At 40.3% G+C, this 25,585-nt stretch carries 23 protein-coding genes, 1 other RNA gene and 1 pseudogene; 6 read left to right on the forward strand and 19 right to left on the reverse strand.

Going from position 1 to position 25,585, the window contains the following annotated elements; genetic code table 11:
- Nucleotides 1-92: 92 nt before the first annotated feature.
- The 5 genes from H5186_RS20805 to H5186_RS20825 all read right to left on the reverse strand — a co-directional run bounded on the left by H5186_RS20805 (nucleotide 93) and on the right by H5186_RS20825 (nucleotide 6,863).
- Nucleotides 93-1,043 (reverse strand): PHP-associated domain-containing protein, encoded by a 951-nt coding sequence (locus H5186_RS20805; protein WP_182794901.1) that lies wholly within the window; start codon nucleotides 1,041-1,043, stop codon nucleotides 93-95.
- A gap of 274 nt (nucleotides 1,044-1,317) precedes the next feature.
- Complete coding sequence (gene gcvP / locus H5186_RS20810) at nucleotides 1,318-4,209, reverse strand: aminomethyl-transferring glycine dehydrogenase (protein WP_182719175.1); 2,892 nt, start codon at nucleotides 4,207-4,209, stop codon at nucleotides 1,318-1,320.
- 176 nt (nucleotides 4,210-4,385) lie between these two features.
- A complete protein-coding gene (gene gcvH / locus H5186_RS20815; RefSeq protein ID WP_145241859.1) occupies nucleotides 4,386-4,775 on the reverse strand; it encodes a glycine cleavage system protein GcvH in 390 nt (129 codons plus the stop codon).
- A 219-nt stretch (nucleotides 4,776-4,994) separates the two neighbouring features.
- On the reverse strand, nucleotides 4,995-6,077 hold the full coding sequence (gene gcvT, locus H5186_RS20820; RefSeq protein ID WP_145241861.1) for a glycine cleavage system aminomethyltransferase GcvT: 1,083 nt from the start codon (nucleotides 6,075-6,077) through the stop codon (nucleotides 4,995-4,997).
- A 186-nt stretch (nucleotides 6,078-6,263) separates the two neighbouring features.
- Complete coding sequence (locus H5186_RS20825; RefSeq protein ID WP_182794902.1) at nucleotides 6,264-6,863, reverse strand: hypothetical protein; 600 nt, start codon at nucleotides 6,861-6,863, stop codon at nucleotides 6,264-6,266.
- Nucleotides 6,864-6,989: 126 nt separating this feature from the next.
- Here H5186_RS20825 and H5186_RS20830 point away from each other — a divergent pair, with 126 nt between their 5' ends.
- Together H5186_RS20830 and H5186_RS20835 are read left to right on the forward strand one after the other, a co-directional pair.
- Nucleotides 6,990-7,835 carry a LysR family transcriptional regulator gene (locus H5186_RS20830; protein WP_145241866.1) on the forward strand — a complete coding sequence of 282 codons (846 nt, stop codon included), beginning with the start codon at nucleotides 6,990-6,992 and terminating at the stop codon, nucleotides 7,833-7,835.
- A gap of 206 nt (nucleotides 7,836-8,041) precedes the next feature.
- The gene (locus H5186_RS20835; RefSeq protein ID WP_182719173.1) at nucleotides 8,042-10,192 is read left to right on the forward strand and encodes a TonB-dependent receptor domain-containing protein; all 2,151 of its coding nucleotides are present in this window, start codon (nucleotides 8,042-8,044) and stop codon (nucleotides 10,190-10,192) included.
- A gap of 273 nt (nucleotides 10,193-10,465) precedes the next feature.
- Here the strand turns inward: H5186_RS20835 and H5186_RS20840 are convergent, their stop codons facing one another.
- From H5186_RS20840 to H5186_RS20855, 4 genes are read right to left on the reverse strand one after another with little or no spacing between them, the layout of a single operon-like run.
- On the reverse strand, nucleotides 10,466-11,632 hold the full coding sequence (locus tag H5186_RS20840) for an FAD-dependent monooxygenase (protein ID WP_182719172.1): 1,167 nt from the start codon (nucleotides 11,630-11,632) through the stop codon (nucleotides 10,466-10,468).
- Nucleotides 11,629-12,813 (reverse strand): 2-octaprenyl-6-methoxyphenyl hydroxylase, encoded by a 1,185-nt coding sequence (ubiH, locus tag H5186_RS20845; protein ID WP_149983223.1) that lies wholly within the window; start codon nucleotides 12,811-12,813, stop codon nucleotides 11,629-11,631. The genes H5186_RS20840 and ubiH overlap by 4 nt, the downstream gene beginning before the upstream one ends.
- A 9-nt stretch (nucleotides 12,814-12,822) precedes the next feature.
- Nucleotides 12,823-14,154, reverse strand: a complete 1,332-nt coding sequence (pepP, locus tag H5186_RS20850) for a Xaa-Pro aminopeptidase (protein ID WP_182794903.1) — start codon at nucleotides 14,152-14,154, stop codon at nucleotides 12,823-12,825.
- A gap of 31 nt (nucleotides 14,155-14,185) precedes the next feature.
- Nucleotides 14,186-14,749 carry a UPF0149 family protein gene (locus H5186_RS20855; RefSeq protein WP_145241895.1) on the reverse strand — a complete coding sequence of 188 codons (564 nt, stop codon included), beginning with the start codon at nucleotides 14,747-14,749 and terminating at the stop codon, nucleotides 14,186-14,188.
- 194 nt (nucleotides 14,750-14,943) lie between these two features.
- On the opposite strand from H5186_RS20855, the gene ssrS reads away from it, so the two are divergent.
- A non-coding RNA gene (ssrS, locus tag H5186_RS20860) (6S RNA) lies at nucleotides 14,944-15,127 on the forward strand.
- Nucleotides 15,128-15,142: 15 nt separating this feature from the next.
- On the opposite strand, the gene H5186_RS20865 is transcribed toward ssrS, so the two are convergent.
- Nucleotides 15,143-16,066 carry a DMT family transporter gene (locus tag H5186_RS20865; RefSeq protein WP_149983224.1) on the reverse strand — a complete coding sequence of 308 codons (924 nt, stop codon included), beginning with the start codon at nucleotides 16,064-16,066 and terminating at the stop codon, nucleotides 15,143-15,145.
- A gap of 149 nt (nucleotides 16,067-16,215) precedes the next feature.
- Here H5186_RS20865 and H5186_RS20870 point away from each other — a divergent pair, with 149 nt between their 5' ends.
- Nucleotides 16,216-17,118, forward strand: coding sequence for a LysR substrate-binding domain-containing protein (locus H5186_RS20870; RefSeq protein WP_182762185.1), 903 nt, complete (start codon nucleotides 16,216-16,218; stop codon nucleotides 17,116-17,118).
- Nucleotides 17,119-17,147: 29 nt separating this feature from the next.
- On the opposite strand, the gene H5186_RS20875 is transcribed toward H5186_RS20870, so the two are convergent.
- From H5186_RS20875 to hrpB, 6 genes are all read right to left on the reverse strand, one after another.
- Nucleotides 17,148-17,339 (reverse strand): DUF3185 family protein, encoded by a 192-nt coding sequence (locus H5186_RS20875; RefSeq protein ID WP_149983225.1) that lies wholly within the window; start codon nucleotides 17,337-17,339, stop codon nucleotides 17,148-17,150.
- Between the two features lie 100 nt (nucleotides 17,340-17,439).
- Complete coding sequence (locus H5186_RS20880) at nucleotides 17,440-17,907, reverse strand: nuclear transport factor 2 family protein (RefSeq protein WP_145241905.1); 468 nt, start codon at nucleotides 17,905-17,907, stop codon at nucleotides 17,440-17,442.
- Between the two features lie 446 nt (nucleotides 17,908-18,353).
- Nucleotides 18,354-18,716: an outer membrane protein assembly factor BamE gene (bamE, locus tag H5186_RS20885; protein WP_145241390.1), complete on the reverse strand. Its 363-nt coding sequence runs from the start codon at nucleotides 18,714-18,716 to the stop codon at nucleotides 18,354-18,356.
- A 415-nt stretch (nucleotides 18,717-19,131) separates the two neighbouring features.
- Nucleotides 19,132-19,545, reverse strand: a complete 414-nt coding sequence (locus H5186_RS20890) for a DUF4019 domain-containing protein (protein WP_182719169.1) — start codon at nucleotides 19,543-19,545, stop codon at nucleotides 19,132-19,134.
- Nucleotides 19,546-19,665: 120 nt separating this feature from the next.
- Nucleotides 19,666-20,010, reverse strand: a complete 345-nt coding sequence (locus H5186_RS20895; RefSeq protein WP_182794904.1) for a 5-carboxymethyl-2-hydroxymuconate Delta-isomerase — start codon at nucleotides 20,008-20,010, stop codon at nucleotides 19,666-19,668.
- 115 nt (nucleotides 20,011-20,125) lie between these two features.
- Complete coding sequence (gene hrpB / locus H5186_RS20900; protein WP_182719167.1) at nucleotides 20,126-22,549, reverse strand: ATP-dependent helicase HrpB; 2,424 nt, start codon at nucleotides 22,547-22,549, stop codon at nucleotides 20,126-20,128.
- A 269-nt stretch (nucleotides 22,550-22,818) separates the two neighbouring features.
- On the opposite strand from hrpB, the gene H5186_RS20905 reads away from it, so the two are divergent.
- The gene (locus H5186_RS20905) at nucleotides 22,819-23,016 is read left to right on the forward strand and encodes a CsbD family protein (protein ID WP_182719166.1); all 198 of its coding nucleotides are present in this window, start codon (nucleotides 22,819-22,821) and stop codon (nucleotides 23,014-23,016) included.
- Nucleotides 23,017-23,236: 220 nt separating this feature from the next.
- Nucleotides 23,237-23,869, forward strand: a complete 633-nt coding sequence (locus tag H5186_RS20910; protein WP_182740790.1) for an RpiB/LacA/LacB family sugar-phosphate isomerase — start codon at nucleotides 23,237-23,239, stop codon at nucleotides 23,867-23,869.
- 63 nt (nucleotides 23,870-23,932) lie between these two features.
- On the opposite strand, the gene H5186_RS20915 is transcribed toward H5186_RS20910, so the two are convergent.
- The 3 genes and pseudogenes from H5186_RS20915 to H5186_RS23415 all read right to left on the reverse strand — a co-directional run.
- Nucleotides 23,933-24,691 (reverse strand): hypothetical protein, encoded by a 759-nt coding sequence (locus tag H5186_RS20915; RefSeq protein ID WP_182794905.1) that lies wholly within the window; start codon nucleotides 24,689-24,691, stop codon nucleotides 23,933-23,935.
- A gap of 179 nt (nucleotides 24,692-24,870) precedes the next feature.
- The gene (locus tag H5186_RS23410; protein WP_404936445.1) at nucleotides 24,871-25,167 is read right to left on the reverse strand and encodes a DKNYY domain-containing protein; all 297 of its coding nucleotides are present in this window, start codon (nucleotides 25,165-25,167) and stop codon (nucleotides 24,871-24,873) included.
- A pseudogene (locus H5186_RS23415) lies at nucleotides 25,165-25,446 on the reverse strand (DKNYY domain-containing protein); the annotation flags it as partial. The gene H5186_RS23410 and the pseudogene H5186_RS23415, both read right to left, overlap by 3 nt.
- Nucleotides 25,447-25,585 lie beyond the last annotated feature (139 nt).

Genomic DNA, 25,585 nt, shown 5'->3' on the forward strand with positions numbered 1-25,585 from the left:
CATCATCACATTGAGATAATGCTTTTTCAACCGCTTGAACTTTAAATTCTTGTGTAAATCGACGTCTCATTTTTATCTGCCTCTATTAAAAGTTAGAGGCGACAACTATCCTGACACAGGGGGATTCCTAATCTAATAAACTCAAGGACTGAAGACTTCCCACTTCCTCGCCCTCCTATTATCGAATTAAGCCATGGATTAAACTCAATAGTTAGAGGTGATGAACGTCCAGCGTATTTTGCATTTTCTATTGTTACAGAGCGTAATAATGTATTTGACGCTCTATTTGGATCTGTAGTTTCATCGTCAGATCGAATTATAGAAGATGAACCGTCAACTAAAGCTAACTTGAGCCCTTCTATAGAAGGTGATGACATTTTTACCCATGTATAAGCTCTGCCAATTTCATTAGGGTGGTGAGCATCAGAGCCTATTACAGAAGGAAGATCAAATTTTAAATTTTCGTACCTTGATAAAGGTGCATCAGGACTTTCTTTATTAGGGAAAACAATCTCTACGGCACTTGCATGCTCGCATACTTGCTTTATTGTGTGTGATGATATTTGTTGGCACAAACCTGCTTTCATATCTATATGTGCAGGTATTGCTACTCCTCCAGCAGCAATAATTTCCTTTATTACATTCTCAGCACTTTCTTCTGCTACAGAGTCACTGTCTCCTTTAGTGCCTCTAAATTTTGATGCTCCAATAACTGAACTAATATCAGCTCCTGTAGCATTTGGGTCAAAAATACCTAACACATGAATATTTGCATTAGCTGTAATTTCTACACCGGGAAAAACAAAAATGGAATGACCTTCTGCTCTTAAGACTTCTGCTGCATCTTTTAGCCCGTCAATCCAGTCTCCTGTATTATGATCCGTAATTGCAACACATTGGATTCCTTTAGCAATATAATCTAACAGCCAGTCTTTAGGTGACTTAGATGCTTTCAAACTACTATCTGCTTTTCCATAATCAAAAGAAGCTGGTGAATGTGTGTGAAAATCAAATTTCCACCACCGTGCGCCAATGAAGCTCATTTAATTTCCCTATCATTATTATTTTATAAATTTAAGTTAATAGCACTTTATCAAACATAACCAACTAAGCGACAGCATAATGCACTTAAAAATGAAATTATCTTGATACAGAGTATGGATACGTAGACTAAAGCATAAATAAGAAAGGCGAACCATTTCTGGTTCGCCTTTTAATAATTAATGTAGGATCTAGTTAATTAACCAACTTAATTAAAATAACCATCTTCATTAAATCGTTAACCAACTTAATTAATGATCCTCATCAATAAAATTATTAGTCTCTGTATGTCTCTACCGCTGGGCATGAACACACTAGGTTACGGTCGCCGTATACGTCATCGATGCGCGTTACTGTAGGCCAGAATTTGTTTTTGGCCACTGCAGGTACTGGGAATGCAGCGTAGAAGCGGTCGTACGCGCGGTCCCATTCGTTACCAAGTACGTCGCCTTGTGTATGCGGTGCAAACACAAGCGGGTTGTTTTCGATAGACCATTCGCCAGAGATCACTTTGTCGATTTCGCCTTTGATTGACACCATCGCTTCGATGAAACGGTCGATCTCAACTTTAGACTCAGACTCAGTAGGCTCAATCATCAAGGTGCCCGCTACTGGGAACGACATAGTTGGTGAATGGAAGCCGTAATCTTGTAAGCGCTTAGCAACATCCATTTCAGTGATGCCCGAAAGCTCTTTAAGTGGGCGTAAGTCAACAATACATTCGTGAGCAACACGGTTGTTGCGACCACGGTATAAAATTGGGAAGTGCTGGCTTAACTCATGAGTTAAGTAGTTAGCACTTACGATTGCCATTTCAGTGGCTTGTTTAAGGCCTTCGCTACCCATCATGGTGATGTAAGCCCATGAGATAGGTAAAATAGCTGCTGAGCCGTATGGCGCTGCTGATACTGCTCCGTTGCCGATACTCGTACCAGGTACGTTAATTACGCTATGGTTAGGCATAAATGGTGCAAGGTGTGATTTAACACCGATTGGGCCAACACCTGGGCCACCGCCGCCATGTGGGATACAGAACGTTTTATGCAAGTTTAAGTGCGATACGTCTGAACCGATAAAGCCTGGGCTTGTTACACCTACTTGTGCATTCATGTTCGCGCCGTCCATGTAAACTTGGCCGCCATGTTGATGAATGATGTCACAAATTTCACGAATTGTTTCTTCGTATACACCGTGCGTAGACGGGTATGTGATCATGATACATGATAGGTTTTCTGATACTTCTTCTGCTTTCGCTTTAAGATCAGCCATATCAACGTTACCGTTTTTATCGCAATCAACAACCACAATTTTCATGCTTGCCATTTGTGCAGATGCAGGGTTAGTACCGTGCGCTGAACTTGGGATCAAACAAATATTACGGTGTGCATCGCCACGTGACTCGTGGTATTTGCGAATCGCGATTAAGCCTGCGTATTCACCTTGTGCACCAGAGTTTGGCTGTAATGAAACGGCATCGTAACCGGTGATGTTAACTAACCAATCATGTAGTTCGCCCATCATGATTTGGTAACCTTCTGCTTGGTCTAGCGGGCAGAATGGGTGAAGATTAGCAAACTCAGGCCAAGTAATTGGGATCATCTCAGCGGTCGCGTTTAGTTTCATAGTACATGAACCTAACGAGATCATTGAGTGATTAAGTGCTAAATCTTTGTTTTCAAGACGTTTGATATAACGCAGCATTTCAGTTTCGCTGTGATACGAATTGAAGTTAGGGTGCGTTAAGATTTCATCATCGCGTTCAAGGTTTGCAGGGATTGAATCGCTACCGTTTGCTTCGATGTCTGCTGCGATTGCATCAACACTTAAGCCGTGGTCTTCGCCAAGAATAATATCGAACAACTGTGCTACGTCTGCGCGCGTTGTGGTCTCAGACACTGAGATTGAGTATTCGCCATCATGGTTAGTAGCAAAGTTTACGCCGTTTGCTACAGCACGCGCTGTTACATCGTCTTTGTTATCGCTAACAACTGTTAGGGTATCAAACCAGGTGCTGTGCTTAAGGTTTACACCTTTAGCTTTAAGGCCTGCGGCTAAAATATCAGCAAAACGATGAATACGCTGTGCAATAGTTTTTAAGCCTTGTGGGCCATGGTACACCGCATAAAACGCAGCCATGTTAGCGAGTAATACTTGCGCTGTACAAATGTTTGAGTTGGCTTTGTCGCGGCGAATGTGTTGCTCGCGGGTTTGCATTGCCATACGTAGTGCATCGTTACCTAAACGGTCTTTAGACACACCAATGATACGACCTGGTAATGAACGTTTGTATGCATCACGTGTTGCGAAAAATGCAGCGTGTGGACCGCCGTAACCCATTGGTACACCAAAACGCTGGGCAGAACCAAGTACTACGTCTGCGCCAAGTTTACCTGGTGCTTTTAATAATAATAAGCTCATGATGTCAGCAGCAACACAGGCAATCGCTTTTTTGCTTTGTACGCCAGCGATTAAATCTGTGATATCGACTACTTCACCTGATGTTGACGGGTATTGGAATAACGCACCAAAAATTTCGTGATTTACAGCATCAGCAGCAGGACCTACCACAACTTCAAAACCAAACTGCTCGGCGCGTGTTGTCACTACGTCGATAGTTTGGGTATGTACGTCATCAGCGATGAAGAAGATGTTGGCTTTTTTAGCTTTAGATACGCGCTTTGCAAGGCCCATGGCCTCGGCAGCCGCAGTTGATTCATCAAGTAATGATGCACTTGCTAAATCAAGACCGGTAAGGTCTAAGGTCATAGTTTGGAAATTAAGTAATGACTCTAAACGCCCTTGAGCAATCTCTGGTTGGTATGGAGTGTACGCTGTGTACCAGCCTGGGTTCTCAAGTACGTTACGTAATATTACGTGTGGTACGTGAGTTGGGTGGTAGCCTTGACCGATGTAAGATTTGAATACTTTATTTTTGCTTGCTACTGATTTTAAGTAGCTTAGTGTTTCAACTTCAGTGCGGCTTTCACCCACTGTTAGGCCTTGCTCTAAGCGGATGCTTGCAGGTACAGTTTGACCGATCAGCTCTTCAACACTCGATACTCCAAGAGCACTTAGCATATCGCTTACTTGTGCTGGGCTTGGCCCAATATGACGGCGAATAAAATCTTGCGTTTGCTCTAATTGTTCAAGAGATTTGGCGTTTGACATTTGTCCAGATTCCTATGATCCAAAAAATAAATGGTTATTACTAATGGGTGACCAGTAATAACTTAAAAGCTTTTGATTTAATAACTTACAGTGTATGGAAAAGTAAGCAGTAAAATCATAAAAGCCCCAATTATGTTAGGTATAATGGGGCTTTTAGTACGGCGATAAACTAATTATTAGTCTTCGTCGATGGTGTTTGCATAGCCTTCAGCGTCAAGCAAGTTTTCTAGCTCAGACTCGTCAGATGCTTTAATGCGGAATAACCAACCGTCGCCGTAAGCGTCGTTGTTAACTGTTTCAGGTGCATCTTCAAGGTCTTCGTTGATTGCAACGATTTCACCGCTGATTGGTGCATAGATGTCTGATGCCGCTTTTACTGACTCTGCTACTGCACAGTCTTCGCCTGCATCTACTTCATCGCCTACTTCTGGTAATTCAACAAATACCATGTCGCCAAGTAGTTCTTGTGCGTGCTCAGAAATACCTACAGTGAAAGTACCGTCACCTTCGTTGCGAACCCACTCGTGTGAAGAGGCATACTTTAACTCGCTAGGGATATTGCTCATTTTATTCATCCTTTGGTTTTGATACCAATCAACTTAAAAATTTAACCATTCTAGCGGTCTAAATAAAGCGCTAACAGCGTTATTAATTTATCAGGTAGAACAACTACATATCAAAATTAATGCCTTGTTATCACTCTATTTATCTGTCGCTATAACTGGTTAATAACTCAACATGATTGGTATTATTGGGTGATAACACCAAATTTTTTAATTAATACTTTAAAGTACAGACTTACCGTTACGTACAAAGCTTGGTTTAACTACTTTTACGTTAACTAATTTTTTACGCATTTCTACTTGAGCAGTTTCGCCAGTTGAACGTGGTACACGTGCAAGGGCAACACTAAAACCAAGTGTAGGTGAGAAAGTACCAGAGGTAATGACCCCTTCGCCACCATCAACAATTACTTTAGAACCACTACGCAATACGCCTTTTTCTTCCAGCACTAGGCCAACAAGTTTATCAGTGCTTTTGTCAGCGCGTTGCTGTACTAGTACGTCACGACCGATAAAGTCACGATCTTCAGGTTCCCATGCAATGGTCCACGCCATGTTAGCAGCAAGTGGTGATACGCTCTCGTCCATATCTAGGCCGTAAAGGTTCATACCCGCTTCTAAACGTAGTGTGTCACGTGCACCAAGGCCCGCAGGCGCAACACCAGCATCTAGCAGTTGTTGCCAAAGATCCGCAGCTTGCTCGTTCGGTACAACAATTTCGTAACCGTCTTCGCCAGTATAGCCTGTTGTAGCAATAAATAAATCACCAGTTTGCACACCAAAAAACGGCTTCATATCTGCAACAGCTGCTTGTTGATCAGCCGTTAAGATAGTGGCAGTTTTTGCTTTAGCATTAGGGCCTTGTACTGCAATCATGGCAAACTCTGGGCGCTCTGTTACTGCAACGGCAAAATCAGCTGAAACTTTAGCCATGTGCGCTAAATCTTTTTCACGAGTTGCAGAATTAACCACTAAGCGATAATCAGTATTTGAGAAGAAGTAAATGATAAGATCGTCAATTACGCCACCTTGCTCATTCAGCATGCCAGTGTAAAGCGCTTTACCAGGAACGGTTAATTTAGCAACATCGTTAGCGACTAGTTTACGAAGGAATGCTTGTGCTTGTTCGCCTTTGACATCAACAATAGTCATGTGTGAAACGTCAAACATGCCTGCATCGGTGCGCACTGCGTTGTGCTCTTCGATTTGCGAACCATAGTTGATTGGCATTTCCCAGCCATGAAAATCAACCATTTTTGCTTTTGATTCTAGGTGCTTTGCATGTAAAACTGTTTTAGAAGTCATAATATTCCTTCACTTTATAATTAACCCAAGATTGGGCGTGGCCTCAATTTAATGAGGGGGAATAACATGGGCGGCGATTATACATAAGTTGTAATGCACCTAACACCCAAATTGCGATTTGTTCTTACAAATAAATTACAAAAAGCTGGCAACTAAAAATACGCTAGCCAGCTTATCTATTTATGTTCAAGCAACGTCTGGTAGTGACATATCAAAACCGCGTTGCTGTAAATATGTTTGCCATTTAGTCAGCTCTGGCGCTTTGGCCACCAGCTGAAAATACTGTATTGATTGTTTATCAATAGCGGTAATAAATACCTCACCACTTTGCGTACCATAACAGCTGTTGGTGTCTGACAAGCGCAGTCCAGGGGTGAGTTTAAATGCTTCGACTAAGGCGTCAAATGCTTGCTCACCAGATAAAGTTAAGGTCGCTAAATCAGTGCGTGTAACAAACTCAATATCGTAGCGCAGTTGCTGTTCACTGATCAGTGCTTGTAATTGAGCCGCTGCATCTGTGTGCAACACGAATCTAAACGCTGTTGCACTAAAGTAATATAACGCAAAGCTATAATTGCTATTTAGGTCGCCATCTAAGGTGCCTTTCACACCTAAACCACTGGCGGTTAGTTTGTTTAAATCTAACCCTAATATAGTGGTTAAAAACGGGATTGCTTCAGTGCCGCTAAAATCGATCACCACGGTGTTTGTATTGAGCTGCAGCATATTGCTATCAGCTGCTTCAATCTGGCTATGACGAGCAAACATTATCGGGCTAAAAGTCATTATCGACACCTATCAATCTTTAATGGCAAAAGTATATTGTGCAAGTCTAGCAACAACAAATTGTAATTATTAATCAATTGATAAATAATACTTATCAATATACCCCCATAAATTGTAATTTTTAATATGAAAAATATCTCAACAGACAGCTTACGCACGTTAGTTACTGTGGTTGAAGTAGCAGGTTTTGCTAAAGCAGGTGATTTACTTGGCTTATCGCAACCCGCTGTAAGTTTACAAATAAAGCGGTTAGAAGAAATGCTCGGGCATAAGCTATTTAAAAAACAAGGCCAGCGCCAAGTACTCAATCAATACGGTGAACTGCTGCTGCCGATGGCAAAGCAAATGCTGCTGCAAAACGACACCATTTTGCAATTATTTACTAAAGAGAATGTGACCGGTAAGGTGAGGTTGGGAATACCCAGCGAATTTGCCGCTCGGATCTTACCCGCTATTATCGGTGACTTTGTGGCACTTTACCCTGAAGTATCGTTAGAGGTTAAATCGCGTTTAAGTAAGCATTTATTGTCGGTTTCACGAGAAGACCAGTTTGATTTAGTACTGGCGTTAAATGAAGATTTAAACTCTGAAAAGTTCCCTGTTTTTATGCAAGACCAACTGGTCTGGGTTGGTGATTTATCAATAGCACAAAATGACGTTGTTACGCTTGTGACTGCACCGGAAGGTTGTATTTATCGACGCCGCGCCATCGAGGCATTGCAACTTGCAGGTATTAAGTACCGCATAAGTTATAGTAACGCTGATTTAACAGGCCTTACTGCGGCTTTAAAAGAAGGATTAGGGATCACCGTTTTGGCTAGAAGCACAGTGCCTAATGAACTTAACTATGAGTTAAACACCGCTATTTTACCGAGCCTAGGTAAAATAGGTATTAGCTTAACAAAGCATGCAGAACAAGCCGAGCATGCGGTAGATAAACTTGCCGAGTTTATTGCATTACGCTTGACTTAATAGCTAACAAAAAGCCGCCTTTAGTTACCTTTTGATAATTTAGATTATCGCAACGAATATAGTAATACAATATTAACAACAATATGTTTTCATATTTATATTCAAAAACTTACTTAACGATCGGAATTGTTACAAATAGGATTGATTCGTATTATTTTACATGTTTAAATTGCGCCAGTTAAAATTAGACACATACAGGATCTATAATGCCTCCTAAGCTTATTGTTTCAACACTTTCGATGGCTATTGCTTTATCATTAAGCGCTAATGCCGTTGCAAATGATGCAACAAATAAAAAAAAGAACTTTGAGCAAATTACCGTTATTGGCTCGCAAGCTGCTATTAACGATATTCCGGGCTCTGCTACATTTATCTCAGACGAACAATTACAAAAATTCGAATTTACCGATATTTCTCGTGTTTTAGCATCTGTACCAGGTGTTTATGTGCAAGAAGAAGATGGTTATGGCCTGCGCCCTAACATTGGTATGCGTGGCACAGGTACTGGCCGTAACGATAAAATATCAGTAATGGAAGATGGTGTTCTCGTAGCACCCGCACCTTACTCAGCGCCATCGGCTTACTACTTCCCTACTATGGGCCGTATGGAGTCGATTGAAGTATTAAAAGGCGCAGCCTCTGTTAAGTATGGTCCGCGTACAACCGGTGGTGTTTTAAACTTACTTTCGCGCAGCTTACCGACCGAAGGTTCAACGGGTTTAGTAAACGCCGAACTCGGTAGCGATGGTTTTTATAAGGGCCATGCTTACTTCGGTAAAGAAAAAAACAACGCAGCTGGCCTTATTGAAGTTTTCAGCTATGGTGCAGATGGCTTTAAAGAATTACCTGTAGGTAGCGACAACACAGGCTTTGAAAAAACAGATTTTTTACTTAAATTTGGTTATAAGTTTGGTGAAAACAACGCGCATAACCTAGAGATGAAAATTAAGTACTCTGATGAACAATCTGATGAAACTTACATGGGTTTAACAGAAGAAGATTATAAAGCGTCACCAAACCGTCGTTATGCCGCATCACAAAAAGACCAAATGAACACGCAACATAATGCATACCAATTAAACTATGCTTATCGTTTTGGTGATGGTTATGAGTTATTAGCGACAGCTTACCTCAATGATTTTCATCGTAATTGGTACAAAGCGAGCAAAGTAAGTGAAAGCTATTTAGCACAGTACAGTGAATTTGAAGCGGCACCAACAGCTGAAGGTATTGAAGGCATTGGTATTAAAGCAAATAACCGCGACTACCAAGCCAAAGGTGTGCAATCAGAGTTGCACATTCCTGCGGGCGATCACTATGTGACTGTTGGCGTGCGCTACCACGAAGACGAAATGGATCGTTTTCAGTGGGAAGACAAATACACACTTAATCAAGATTTAAGTATGACCTTAACGTCTCAGGGCGTTCCGGGTTCTGACAGCAATCGTGTAGATAGTGCAAAAGCAACAACGTTATTCATTCAAGACCAGTGGTCAATCGATGCATTAGTGATTAATGCAGGCCTTCGTTATGAAGACATCACAATTACCCGCGTAGAGTGGTCAAAGTCTGATCCTAAACGTGAAAATGGCTTAACTAAAGACGTTTCAAACGATACACAAATCTTAGTGCCATCACTGGGGGCAACTTACACCGTAAGCGACAGCCTAACGCTACTTGCAGGTATTCAGCAAGGTTACGCTCCTGCTGCACCAGGTAATGCAGACCAAGAAGAAGAGGAAAGCGTAAACATTGAGTTTGGTGGCCGTTATAACGTTGCTGGTTTTAATGGTGAAATCATTGCATTCTTCTCTGATTACAGCAATATGCATGGAAATTGTACTGCATCTGTAGGCTGTAGTGATGAAAACATTGGCGACCAATACAACTACGGCGAAGTAGAAGTATCGGGCTTTGAGTTCTCTGCAGGTCGTATTTTCGAAACTAATAGCGCAACATTCCCTGTACGCTTAACTTACACTTATACGGATTCACAGTTTAAAAATGATTTTGCATCAGATATCTGGGGGCAAGTAAATAAAGGCGATGCAATGCCTTACGTTCCAGAGAATCAAATCGCTCTTTCATTTGGTGCCGTGCTTTCAAGCTTTGCATTTGATACGCAAGTGCGTTATGTATCTGACGCACATGCTGATTTAAGTGCTGACGGCTTGAATGCAATCGACAGCCGTGTTGTGTGGGATTTAGCCGCTAAATATTTAATTGATGACAAGCAAAAAGTATATCTAACGGTTGATAACTTGTTTGATAACACTTACATCGCTAACCGCGCAAACGGTGGTATTCAACCAGGTAAACCACGCACAATCCAAATGGGTTACAGCTACGCGTTTTAAGTAAACGCTAAAGGTAAAGGCTAAAAATTATAAAAGCAGTGCTTGTTAAGTCAAAGTACTGCTTTTTTGTAGATCGTGATTTATCACGAAAGTAGTGCGTAAATTGAACTGATATAAAATCGCAAACCTCAGCACCTTTGGGCTAAAACCCAGCTAACAGGTAGACACCGAGCTTATCTGGATTATTTTATCAAATTTAAGGCATAAAAAAGCGCGGTATAAAATCACACTACTCATCACTTAGCTAGCCTAACATCTATCTCACTAACTCTGCTACTTCCCTATCGCTTGCTTGGCAAACAGGTGCTTAATTGGGCCTAAGTTATCAACCAAGCTTAAACCCACACCACGTACCAGTTTTTTAAGTGGGTTAGCGCCTGCAAATAATTCTTTTAAGCCTTGCATCATGGCAATATGCTTTTGTGCATCAAGCTTGCGGGTACGCTCGTAATCACGCAATAGTCGATTACTGGCAAACTCTTTATTGTCAGCAGTTAAAAGCTCAATAAGGTAAGCGGCATCTTTAAGGCCTAAGTTCATACCAAGTCCTGCTAACGGATGAATGGTATGTGCGGCATCGCCCATTAATACCACTTTACCTGTCACCCATTGCTGCGCGTAACGCATTTTCAAAGGGAACGCTGTGCGCGCACTTTGTACCTCACATAAACCGCATTGGCCATCAAGGGCTGCCATAACTGCTTTATTAAAATCGCTATCATCCATGGCTAGTAACGTTTGGCAATGCGCAGGACTGGTTGACCATACAATTGAGTGCGTATTGGCATCTGGCAGCGGTAAAAACGCCAGTGGTCCAGTAGGTAAAAATACTTGGCGCGCAGTATTATTATGTGGCTCAGTGGTTCTTACCGTCGCAACGATGGCGTTATGATCATAATCTTTAAACGTAATGGGCAAATTAAACTGTTTCCGAATCGCTGAATTTGCGCCATCGGCTGCCACTAATAACTTGGCTATAACTGGCTCACCAGAGTCTAAGGTTATAAAGACGTCATTGTCACTTTGGTGTATTTGTTGATAGCGTGTATCAAACATAAGCGTTGCTTGGCTGTATTGTTCTAATTCATTGATCAGTGCATAACGAATGATGTCGTTTTCAACAATATGACCTAAATGAGGAAGGTCCAGTTCATCGCTGTTAAAAGCAATTTTGCCAAAGCTATCTTGGTCGCGCACATCCATATGGGTATAGGCGCGTGCTCTTTGAGCAATGATCTCAGGCCACACTTGCAAAGATTCAAACAAGTGTTGGCTGGCAAGGCTCAGTGCACTTACGCGCAAAGCGTATTCATCGCCTGGCAATACTTGTTTTGCTGCCGCATCAATTACTACTACACTGATATTGGCTTTAACAAGCCCCAGCGCGAGGGTTAAGCCAACACAGCCGCCCCCCACAACACATACTTGTGTCTGTTTCATAGTCGTTTACCTTGTTTAACCTGACCCATTAATTGCTTAGCTAAAGGTGTTTTTAAAGAAGAACACAAATCCATGGCGAATAGACCACAGCTGCGACCAAATGCGAGTATTCGTGATGAGTTTGAAAATAACCGCACTAAAGAATCTGTTAACGTCATTACAGTGGTTATATCTTGGTTACGTTGTTTGGCATATTCACGGGTAAATAGGTAACTGCCAATTGCCAATTCGCTCTTTACTAATTCACATAGAAGTTGCACATCGCGCAGGCCTAAATTAAAGCCCTGCCCTGCAATAGGATGAATCGCATGCCCTGCATTGCCAATTAGTACCGTACGGTGAGCACTTAATGACTCAGCACGGCCATACACCAGTGGATAGTTTGCACGCATGCCGACTTTAGTAAATTGCCCGCCACGATAACCAAATGCAGTTTGCAAAGCACTTACAAAAGCGCTGTCGTCAAGCTGCATATGCGCGTCAATATCGGCTTTATCCATACACCATACTAACGAGTAACGGTTATTACTCATCGGGAGTAATGCCATTGGTCCATGCTCAGTAAAGCGCTCAAAAGCATGGTTATGATGACCACCTGCCACTTCAATATTGGCAATGATCGCCCCTTGTGAATAAGGCTCAGGAGTAAAATTGATCTTTGCCAGCTGGCGAGTAGCCGATTGCGCACCGTCGGCAATCACCACTAATTGGCCATTAAGTTGAGCACCAGACTGCAAAGTAATACTTGCAAAATCATGCTGATAGGTAATATCTGCAACACTGTCAGGGCAATACATGACCACTTGGGTAGCTGCAAGTTGTTGATGTAAAGCACGACCAAACGGATTTACCTCAACAACATAACCTAGAGCTGACTGCGAAAATTGCGCACAATCGATCTGCGTTTTACCAAAGTGACCGCGATCCGACACGGTCACTTTTTTAATTGCCGCAGCAAATGAGGCATCAATATCAAAGGCATTAATGGTCTGTAAAAATTGCACCGATTGTTGTGCTAAGGCGATACTTCGGTCGTCAAAACTAGGATGGTGTTCAGTGCTTGGTTGATTTGCTTCAACCACCGCAATCGTTAATTGCGGCGCATGTTTCGCAAGACTCAGCGCACAACTGGCACCCGCTAAGCCACCACCGATAATAACAACATCAAACTGCTCTGCCACGTTATGCTCCTAGCGGTTAATTGCTTGCTTTTGCATTAACGCTTCAATCTCGCTGATACTTTTTGGCACACTCAAAGTAAGATTTTCGTGGCCTTGCTCGGTCACTAACAGGTTATCTTCAATACGAATACCAATGCCCTTATATTGCTCAGGTGCTTGCGCATCTAGGCTAACATACAAGCCAGGTTCAATAGTGAGTACCATACCAGCTTCAAATGGGCGTTCTTTTTCGTCTTTTTTATAGTCGCCTACATCATGCACATCAAGGCCAAGCCAATGACCAAGGCCGTGCATATAAAATGCTTTACATGCTTGGTTATCAAGTAACTCTTGTAACTCACCTTGCAAAATACCTAAATCAACTAAGCCTTGGGTGAGCACTGTCATCGCTAATTTATTAGCCTTTGATAAGCTACCACCGGGCTTTACTTCAGTAAACGCTGCTGCTTGCGCCGCTAGAACAATGTTATAAAGCTCAGCTTGAGGTTGACTAAATTGCCCATTAATAGGGAAAGTACGCGTAATATCTGCCGCGTAACCTTGCAGTTCAGCGCCAGAATCAATCAGCACTAAATCACCGTCGGTCAGCAAATCACTGTTAGCAGTGTAATGCAATATATTGGCGTTATCGCCACCGCCGACAATGGTGCCATAGGCGGGATGACGCGCACCATGCATAGCGTAATGATGATGAAGCTCGGCTTCTAGCTGATATTCGGTAGCGCCTGGCTTTGCAAACTGCATAGCACGAATATGTCCTTGGGCACTTATTTCACACGCTTGGCGCATAATATTCACCTCAGCAGGTGATTTAAATAAACGCATTTCGTGCACTAAACCACGAATATCTTTAATCGTATGTGGCGCTTTATAACCTTTTTTAGGCGCGCCACGCAGCGTCTTTAATAACGCCCACACTTTATCGTCAAACTGTGGATAAGTACCTTGTGCATAAAATAAAATCTGCTGGCCGTTCACCAAATTCAATAATTGTTCAGTTAGTTCACTCAGTGCACATGTTTGGTCGAATAAATAATCTTTTTTAGCTTTTTCAAAACCAATACGACGACCATGCCAAATTTCCGCCAGCTTATCTTTGTTCAAACAAAACAGCGTACTCGGTGTATCGCTGCTTGGGCAAAGCACTAACACTGCATCGGGTTCATTAAAGCCAGTTAGGTAGAAGAAGTCGCTATCTTGGCGAAACGCATATTCAGTATCACGGCTGCGGGTTACTTCACTTGCCGCTGGAATGATAGCCACACTGTTTGGTTCCATCATGGCAAGTAAACGATCTCTGCGTGCTTTAAACTCTGCTTTTTCTATTTTAACTGTTGGCATTATAAACCCTGTTTATACTGTTAATTTTAACTTAGTGAAGTGTTTTTTTAGTGCTTTTTGGCGCTTGCTCTTGACCAAGTTCAGCAAAACACAACAGCGCAGAAACTCGCACATATTCAATTACTTCGTGCAATGCTTGGCTGTCTTCTTCGGTTTCATCAAACATGGTATCTAAACGCGTAATTTCACTAAAATCACTGATCACTTCTTTTACATCAGCTGATAACTTGCCATAGTCTTTTTGTTTTAAGCCAAAACCAAGCATAAATCCAGCGACCCATGACACTAAACCATTCGCTTGATCTACTAAGGTTTCGTCATCACTTGGTAAAAATAAATCAAATTGAAACTCTTCGTTGTTAAAACTTTCTACAACTTGCTTATAAATAATGGCAAAAAATTCTTTCAGATCATGGCTAAATGCTTGGCCATCATTAAACACATCGCTTAATAAGCCTAAGTATTCTTTGGCTTCAATACTCAAGCCGCAGGCTAATAATCCACTGATCACGCCGTGTGCTTCTGAAGGAGTGACAAATATTTCGTTTTTTTCCAATAGTAATTGGGCTTGTTGGTAATCTGGTAATTCGTTCATGCTGAGATCTTCGCTTGGCTAATTAAGTCAATGCTACCACTCGATAAATAGCAACTCCAATGAAAAGTATGATTGAGGTCAAAAAGCAATCCGAAAAGTAAATAGCCAGTTACCAGTGCTGGAAAATTACCCGAACAGTATAATTATTTTGAATTTGGGGTGTAAGGATTGGCTTATGTCTTATATACTGAATTTGTTCCCTAGGGTGTTGGAGCTTGGTTAAGTCCCTGAGCCGATAAATTTTATGTTAGGGTTTCTGTTCGTCTGCTATTGTGCAAGCTCGGCATGTACCGAGAAGCCTACGGCAAACCGCAGATTCCCGCCCTGAGACCTTATGGTTTCAGGACTGACACCGAGTGCCGCATACTTGGGGAACACCTTTCTTACCTTCCTTTATACTATCTGCTGTTGTGCTTTAAACCATTGATAATAATATGAGCCAAATGTATTTAATAGCGTCGCAAATGCAATTAAGCTCGTACCCAGAATTTGCATCAAACTCATTACGGTACTAAAAAATAAAAACTGGAATAACACCGCAAAGATTAAGTTAGTATAAATTAAAGGCGCCAGCTGTGAGTTTGAATCAACTAATCTATATGCTTTGGAACGAAAAAACTGAGTTGCAGCAGTTGAAAGTCCTAAAAACAATAATAACAATAAGATCCCCTGCTCGAAATTGACTATCATTATTATACTTTGTTGATACTCAACTTGGCTGGTAAAAATAACCATCACAGGTAAAACAAACAATGCTGCAATTGCAAAACAGCACCCGTTTATTACCAAGATAGGTAAATTTATTTTACTGGCTCTAAATAAAGCAACTTGCGAGCAACCATTAAAAAAACCAGCCGCTAAACCTATTAATAATTCCCAGCGCCACGTTATCCCTTGTACGGTTAAGTTTTGCATCACCACGCCAATGCCCATTAATATTAAGGTAGGTAAAACCATTCGACTGATTTTGGTTTTATAAAAATAGCGCTCAAGTAGCGGAATAAATAACGGCCCAGTACTAAATAATACCACGGCCTCAATTAACGTTAAGCGACTTAAGGCCAACATAAAACAACCTTGGCAACTGGCAATAAAAATGGCACGTAAGATAAATGCCCCCCAAGCTGCTTGATTTGGCATCACCCAGCGGCTGCATGCAGCAATAAACAACATAACTAACGCAGGAAGTAATAAACGCAACATCACTAATATTGCATCACTAAAATACTCAGTTAAAAGCTTTGAAAATAAACTATTCAACGCTAAAGTAAATGTGGATAACAGCATAAACATACTGGGTCGTAATAAAGCAGCCATAACAACTCCTTTCTCAACGAGAAACACATTTCACATTGAGAATGATAAGCTTAACATTAATCTGAGGCGCTAAATTAGCGTAAATAGGTAGAATGAAAAAGCGAGTAATTATGCACAAACCTGTAAGTAAAACTTAACAAAGAGAAACTATGGCTAACTCTATTCCTTTAAAATCGCTTCATAGTTTTATTGCAGTCGCAGAAACTGGAAGTATGATCCTCGCTGCTGAGCAATTAAATATTAGTCATTCTGCAATAAGCCAAGCAATTAAGTCTCTTGAATCGCAACTAAACACTCAATTATTTACTCGTATCGGCCGACGCGTTGAGCTAAATAGCACGGGTAAACGCTATTACCTGCGAGTACAGCCAGCTCTAAATGAGATTATAGCTGCAAGTTTTGAGATCTCTGCGAGTCAGCTCTGCGCGCACTTAACTTTAAATATGGTGAACTCGATGGCATTGCATTGGTGGATCCCACGAGTAGCGGAACTACAAGCTTACGCGCCAGAGTTAGATGTGCGTTTATCTAATTTAGTCGGAGAGTTTAACTTAGAGCAACATGGCGTGGATGTCGCTTTGGTGCATGGTAAACAACAAGATTGGGCGCAATATCACTGCGAAAAACTGGCTGATGATGAGCTTATTTTAGTATGTAGTCCTGAATTAATAAAAACCTTGCCCACAGATTGCCAAACTGGCAAAGAGCTACTTACTCGTTTCCCGGCTATTTTTGCCATAAACCCACGCCGCGATAACGATTGGCACGTATGGTGTAACGCCCATCAATTAGCAATACCGAAACAACATAAAAATCTCACTTTTAATATTTCAGTACAAGCAACGCAAGCGGCAATGCGCCAATTAGGTGTTTTGGTCACCCATAAACAATTTGTAAAAGATGATATTCAACAGGGTATGCTGGTGCAAATAGGTGAGCCGGTATTAAACCCACATCAACAGTTTTATTTTGCTACCAGCCATAGCAAGCGTGAACAAGCCACTATATTGATATTAAAAAAATGGTTAAAATCGCAGTTTTCTAATCAATAAAAGTTTATCAGCCTACGGCTTACTAAAAGTTAATTTTTAACTTTTAGTGCACCTAATACAATACAGACAACACCACCGACCATTCCAGCCCATGCCTCGATGGGTGTATCACCACTAAAAGTTCGCGTAATTTGCGCACTTGCAGAGTCATAAACGTCATAACCCCAAAAAGCCAGTGCAGCTCCAATACAGATCAGCACAATACCAATTACTTTATTCATTTTAATTCCTATTAAAGCTAACAGAGGTAATCTCTAAAAATACGCTAAGATATTGATTTAAGCAAAAACTAAAAATAACCTTCACACCGCTATTTAAAAATTACTCATGGTATTTACGGATCACCGCAATCTTACCGTTTTCAATTTCTAGAACATCCATCAACGTTTGGGTGTATTCAATCAGTTGCTTGTTTTGCGGGTGCACACCTTTCGCGTGTTGCGTGTAACGAATCGCAATAGCGGTATTATTAAATATGAAAGTATCAAGTAACTTTGCTTCATATTCAGTGTGGGCACCTAGATAAAAAGTCATACCTTTGCGCATCATGGCCTTACCGTCAGGTGAACGAGAATCATCGCTTTGATAAGGTAGGTGTTGATTAGCAACATCATCAGTGAGTAACGCTAAAAAAGCTTCGAGTTCTTTACTGCTAGCTTTAGGCGCCTGAGTTGCCGTCATGGTGGAAAAATATTGCTGGGCGAGTCCTTCTAGTTCGTTATTTTCGTCTTTTGCATGTAAGTTAAAAGTTGCGATAACAGCTAACAATAAAAAAGTAACGTATTTCATTATGCTCTCTTGCATTGTGTTTAATTATCACTCTATCAAAACAGCAACAAACTAAAATGTATAGTCTTTTTATAATAAATCACGCTTCGCCGGATGGTTTTATAAAATACTCTTATAAAATATCATCTAAAAGGCTGGCTTGTTCTGGACAATCTCAGTAAGCATGTAGCGAATCTTCTACAACTTAAGACCCATACCTTTTTAATTAAATTATTTTAATGTTCACCGGCACTTTCAATGCATAATAAAATTAACACACTCAATAACTTATTTAAATAAAAAGTCATTAGACTAACAACCAGCCTATAATTTACTTTAAAATAAATATAAAACTTAATGACCATTTAATATAAAAAAGTGATTGATTTAGGGAGAGGATAAATAATAGGGGTATTACGACTGCTAAGCAGCCGTAATAGAAATGCGTTGAAATAGATAGTAACGAGTTATAGGTGTGAAGAACTACCAGCTGATTCATTGAATGATAAACCTGATACAATGCCTTTAGCATTAAAACGGATTGTTACATTCTTTGTCTCATTTTGAGAACCACCGACATGGCCTGCGTATGGAATAAAGCCTACACCACCGCCTTGACCTTCGCTGTAGCTGTATGTCCATACAACTTCGTCATTACCTATATCATTAACGCCCATAGGGTCGCCAATCGCTTCTTTGACTTGCTCTTGAGTTGTTTCGCCTTTTTTGAAGCCTTTTACAACTTCCATATCAAAATCACGGCCTTGTGAGGTGCTATTACATGCGGCCAAAACAAACGCCATTGCAATTGTTAATAATATCTTTTTCATGTCATTCCTTAATAATTATCTTTTAAATTCCATTTCAACGCGATTAAGCGCGTTAATTATGAACAAAAAAAATAAAATACCAACCCCAAATGGAAACATATTAAAGATAAAAAATTAATCAGTAAAAATGTATAATAAAATAAAAAACAAATACTATAATTATAAATATTTCAATCCCACTTATGATTAGATATTACTTCCCAACCCACTATAGCAACCATTTTATACCATGATTTCATTTGGATAACTTACTCACTAGTAGAGCACAACAATCCACAACTAAAGTAAATTAATGCAACATCAGCAACAATAAATGTCATTATCATTATTTTATTTTTGTAAACTCCAATTTTTAATAATTATTTTATATTTTTTATTTCGTTAAAAAATACAGCTGTAGTAATAATAGGTTAATTCACTGGATAAAATAACCAATCACTTGCCATTGCTCAGCAGATTTTTTTAATGTCACGGTTTCAATCGACTGTGCTTTATTTTCAAAATCAGTTTGAAACTCTAAAATCACATAATCACCGTCGGGCAGTTGCGGTATTGAGGTTAACACTTGACGACTGATACCTTCGCGAGATGTAACAGAACCTAGCGGCGTACGAACTTGCTCTAACTTAGATACCCAAAGCGCTTGCGGTACATTTTTTTGAAAAAACGCCCCAGCCTGCTGCCAACTGTTTGCGTATTTACCACTATCAACAACTTCTAACCAGCTAGTCGCAGGGGCGATTTCTGTTGATACATCAACAACCCTTAGCGTCTGAGACCACGTTAATGTGCTTATAAATAAACATAAAACAACAATTATATTTTTCATGGTGAGTCCTTTTTTCTATCAAGTTATTTTGCCTCAAGCACAAAATCACTGTTCAACTTTGCCATAAATGATTTTCAAAAAACAATCTGCACTGTCGAAGCATCGCTCACTATGTTCTGCTTAAAGCTGGCTTTTATTACAATATGTTGCCTTTTCAAAGTCACTGACATTCATTGCAATATTGTCGATATGTGGGAACATCTGAGTAAGTTTAGTCACTATCGCTTTTGATAATTCAGCTTTTTGCTCAGTCGTTCGCCCCTCCATTATATATCCAAAAACATGAATAAATTCGTGTTGTTTATTACCCACTAAATAACGATTATACGGGTTTACCCTGACTTTAATTTCATGCTCAGCAAACAAACCCAATGCGTTTGCGGTGTGATGAATTTGTTCATTAATGTTATCTTCATCATGATGAGTCAAGATACTCTGCGAGCAATCTATAATAAAGAGTGGCATTAAATAACTCCTTGTTTATGCAGTCAATAAGTATTTAATTTACCTTTTTTTTAAACTATAAAACACTGCTTAATAGTCAATTTTACTCTTGCTAACTTTGTCCTTGCTAACTCATTCACATCTTACTTTTAACTTTACTCGTAGCCACACTGGTGGCGGGGTTATCAGGCCAAAAGTGTTTTGGATAACGACCTTTCATTTCTTTTTGCACCTCCCGATAGCTGGTTTGCCAAAAGCCAGCAAGATCTTGTGTTAGTTGTAAAGGTCGTCTTGCTGGTGAGAGTAGTTCCATTAATAAGGGTAACTTGCCTTGCGCTAATATTGGCGTACTGATCATGCCGTACACTTCTTGCATAAGAACACTGAGTTTTGCGGGGCCGTCGAGTTGATATTCAATACGAATATTTGAGCCACTTGGAACTGACACTCTCAGCGGGAATAAATCATTTAACGCATTTTGTTGTTGCCAATTAAAACAACTTTGCAAGGCATTAAAGTAGTTAAACTTTTTCAACTGTTCGAGGGTTTTTATATCTTCCAGAAAAGCACCTAACCAAAGCTGTGCGTCATCGATTAAGCTTTGTTTAGTGATGACAGGAAATTGCTCCGGCATTAAATTACTGGCTAAACACATACGAATAAGTAACTGCTCACTGTCGCTTTGCTCATTAAATAATTCAAAGCCTTGTTTTTGAAATAAAGTTAACCACGCTTTCGCCCGCTCACTTTTATCAAGCGGATGTTTACTCGGTTGGCTAGTAACTGTAATTGCCCCTAGTTTGACTTCATCTTGATGAATAAAGCGCCCTGTTTTTTCGTCAAATTCACAGCGCGTTTGTGCAGTAAATAAATGTGTCAGTTCATCCTCAATCTCTGCAGGAGTAAACGCAACAGCTGCAAAAATACGACTGCCTTTTTGGCCTCCCATTGAAGCAATTGCAAGGTAGTCCTCGTTATGCCAATGCTCGTTGTTTAGCTCAGCACCTGCGCCATTGGTAAGCAAGTAACCATTGCCACGCTTTTTAGCTAATCGATCTGGAAAAGCAAACGCCACCAGCAAAGCCAAATAAGTGGTTTGTAGTTCGCGTACTTCAGTTAGCTTTAATCGCTTTAACCAAAATTTCAGTTGCTGTTTAAATACAGGATGTGGCCGAGCATGTTGGCTGTGTAATGCTAAGCTTAAATCTGCGGCATGGCTAATCCGACTCTCTAATAACGCAATTAAATACGCCGCTAATGTATAAATACCTGGCATCTGAGGTTCGAGTTGCTGCGCTTTAATTAGCATGTGCGCTAGGCGAATATCCGCGCCAAAACTTAGCATACGTGTACCGAGGGGGGTCAATTTATTGTTATTATCGAGCGCCTCTAACATTTGCAGTAATTTTGTTGCTTGCTGTATTTGTTGTGCTGTTGGACTATCTAACAAGCTTAGATCAGTTAACTCCGCGCCCCAGAATTTTGCCTCCAATAATAATTGGCTAATATCAGCACTTAAAATTTCTGGCGCATCATGGCTATTACGCCGCTCAAAGGTTTGTTTTGAACCAAGCCTATAAACTACACCGGGCTCAATACGCCCAGCCCGCCCAGCTCGTTGAATTGCCGATGAGCGAGAAATACTTTGTGTGGTGAGTTCAGTAACGCCAGTTTTTAAATTAAAACTAGCAGCGCGGCGCTTGCCACTATCAACCACAATACGAATACCTTCAATGGTTAAGCTAGTTTCGGCAACATTGGTGGTCAGCACCACTTTACGAGTACCTTTTGCCGCAGGGGCAATTGCAGCTTGTTGAGATGCTTTATCTTGTTCACCAAACAGAGTAACTACATGGCAATTTGCAGGCAAATCTGACAGCGCTTGTTGTACGCGGTTGATCTCATATTGACCGGGCAAAAAAACTAACGCACTGCCTGTTTGTTCAACTAAAGCTTGTTTGATAATACTGGCCATAGCGTCAAGCCAGCGGCTTTCATCTTTAATGGGTATGTAAATTTCATCGATGGGAAAGCTACGCCCGTGGGAACTAATAATTGAACAATCAAAAAACTGCTGATAGCGTTCGCTATCAAGGGTTGCCGACATCAATAAAATCGTTAAATCATCACGCAGTGCAGCTTGAGATTCTAATGCAAACGCTAATGCGGTATCGGCCGCAATAGAGCGCTCATGAAATTCATCAAATATCAGTAGGTCAACGCCACTGAGCTCTGGGTCGTTTTGTAGCATACGCGTGAGCATGCCCTCGGTAACAATTTCAAGGCGGGTATTAACACTGACTTTGGTTTCCTGCCTGATACGTAAACCAACGCTTTGCCCTACGGTTTCGTTTTGGCACTGTGCTAAATAGTTGGCAATATTACGTGCAGCTAAGCGACGCGGCTCAAGCATGACAATGTGCTTAAAGTGCCCGTCGCGCATCAACTGCAATGGTAACCATGTTGACTTACCCGCACCCGGCGGCGCTTGTAGTAAGGTAATCGGATCACTTTGTAATGTAGTAACGAGTTGATGATATATTTCTTGAACCGGCAGCACAGCTATTTATCCTAAATTGCATTGCCGATATTGTAACAAAAAACTGCAGTAAATCAGATTCATAAAATCGGTGATTATTGAGTGTTTGCAATAATTACAGACCGTTGCGTAGATTTTTTAGCTTATAATCTATTAAAAACTCATCTCTAAATAATAAAAACATTAACCAATTGATTATTAATAATAAAGTTATAATTTAATTTTGGTACAAGCCTTGCTACTTTATAACTGAAAGTAAATTCACAAACCGACATTATAAGGAGCGAATTATGAACAGTGATCGTATCGAAGGTAATTGGAAAGAACTTAAAGGTAAAGCGCAACGTAAATGGGGCGATCTTACTGACGGTGATTTAGATAAAATTGAAGGTAGCCGTAAAGAGCTGGTTGGTAAAATTCAACAAGCATACGGTAAATCGAAAGAAGAAGCTGAGCGTGAAGTTGATGAGTTTGAAAAAGGCCATTAATCAAAAACGCTAGGTAACTACAAAACCGCCTGAGCAGGCGGTTTTTTATTTTTAAACTCAAATAGCTGCTTTCATACTGAAGTTAAACTCAAAGCTCCTATGGTACTTCCTAACCTCTAGCAACTTACACAAATACTAATATTTAATAGATAACAACATTTGCCACCGGTAGCATTGGTATGTAGAATCAACTCAACGTTAACAAAATTGGTAGAGTCAAATGAAAATCGCATTAATGAACGAATTCAGTCAAGCGGCAAAAAACCCAATAGTACTTGAACAGCTTAACACTGTTGCTAATGCACAAAATCACCAAGTATTTAATGTGGGTATGGATGGCGATAACGATCATCGACTAACCTATATTCACCTAGGAATTATCGCAAGCTTACTGCTCAACTCTAAAGCGGTAGATTTTGTAGTGACCGGTTGTGGCACAGGTCAAGGCGCACTCATGGCGAGCAATGCGTTTCCTGGTGTGAGCTGTGGTTATTGTATTGATCCATCAGATGCTTACCTATTTGCACAAATAAACAATGGTAATGCACTCGCTTTACCCTATGCAAAAGGCTTTGGCTGGGGCGCTGAGTTAAATATTAAATATATATTTGAAAAAGCATTTACCGGCGAAAAAGGCCAAGGGTATCCAGCAGAACGTAAAGAGTCACAAGTAACAAATGCAGGTATTTTAAATCAACTAAAAGTGGATGTTGCTAAAGATTACTTAAGCGCACTTGAAGCTATTGATCCTGAGCTGATTAAACAAGCGATTGGCGGACCACGTTTTCAAGAGTGCTTTTTCGCACATTGCCAAGACGACGCAATTGCTGCGTTTGTTAAAGCGCGTATTTAATAAAATAGCGCCCTATATTTAAGGGGAGAACCCTCCCCTTTTTGCATCTAAGATAATTAACTTTTAACTTCCAGTGTTGATAATATCCTGAGACAAAATGCGCTTATCATCTTTATATACTTCAAGCCAACCTGGTGGTGAGGTATCACAGCCAATCACTGTAACTTGTAATACGTAGCTGTAACGGCCGTTTTTAAATGTGTAACTATGATTACCGCCACTGCCCTCAAATTCGATCTCACCTTTTAGTAAGACTATATCTGGCTTATCGCTGGTTTTTTTATCAATGCTCCACGACGCATAGCGGAAGTTTCCATCACCTAAGTCATCAATGCGAATACGGTATTTAGCTGTTTGCCAATCTAAAATAGGCTCTACAAAAGCATTAATACTTGGGTGAAGCGCTTGCTTATCAGCTGCTATTAAATTTTTAGCCAGCAATTGTTCTTTAGCTGTTTGGTAATTGATAGCGATGATTTTCCCATCCGTATCTACCCAAACGACACCGCTATTTAGCATAATGCCGCGCCAACCTACTTTATCCCAGTCAGTATCGATATTTGAATCAACAATCTGTTTAATAAGCGTCTTATCAAACACGTCATCAAAACGCTCAACTAACTCAGATTCATTATTAATATCAGGCACTGGATATGTGCGCAAAAGCGGATAACGAATATGTGAGGAAATAGCCGCTTTATCGTGGTTTTTAAATGCTTTTATAAGATCTACAATAGGCTGTTGATATTGTTGTTCAAGCGCAAAACTATTTGCGCTAAACATGAGAGATAAAAATAAGCCGGTATAATATAAAAATTTCATTTAAGTCCTTTATTTTGATGATTCAGTTAATGAACATCATGTTATTTATCTGTTTCGGTTTATACCATTCACAACAACTTTTAGCCATGTTGCCCAAAGTCAATATTGTGTAAATTGATGTAGCGACTAACAAGGAGCAACATACGCCTTTATAGACTCTACAACGTGTTAATTCAATTTTATAAACAAACGATATGACCATTACGAATAGTGAACTGATGATTATCATCAACAAACTGCGCATAACCCATAATTTTAAAGCTAGCGGGATCAGCGTGTTCTACCTTCTTATCACGAAAGTAGACATTATTTTTATCAACTGACACGTTATTACCTATCACTTTAAATGAAGAGACATCCGCATCCATGATTTCACTATCAATAAAAAACACTCGCAGATTATCAATCGCGTAGACTTCATCAAGAAATACGGTTTCATCAGCATTTAAAGGTAAACGGTGCTGATTATGATAAATACCTTGATTGTCTCGTTGAAAAAACCGAGTACTCAGTTGATACGAAGATGCCTCTGCACCAATTAAATAATGTGTTTTATAATAAACATGGCGGTTATCTTTCACAATGTCATCATTAAGTATCTTCATATTACTTACTTCAATATCAAGACGGGTTGACTGGTAATAAAGCGTGTTGTTGTCGTGAATAAAATTATGATTTAAAATCGTAACGTCAAGAGGATTAAGTTCAGGGAGTTTTTCTTGATTACAAAAAACAGCTTTTTTATCACGCGAAAAGCCATACTCTAATACAGGGCAAGAGCATGAAAAAAGCCTATGATTTCAATACCTTTTCAAGGTAACCTGTACTGCGCATAGCTTTTTTCTGTTTTGCGGGCATGCCTTTATTAAAGCTTGTTTCTGCTTTTAGCTGATT

Origin of the sequence: Pseudoalteromonas sp. SG41-2 (genome assembly GCF_014164535.1) — a bacterium.
Taxonomy (GTDB): domain Bacteria; phylum Pseudomonadota; class Gammaproteobacteria; order Enterobacterales; family Alteromonadaceae; genus Pseudoalteromonas; species Pseudoalteromonas rhizosphaerae.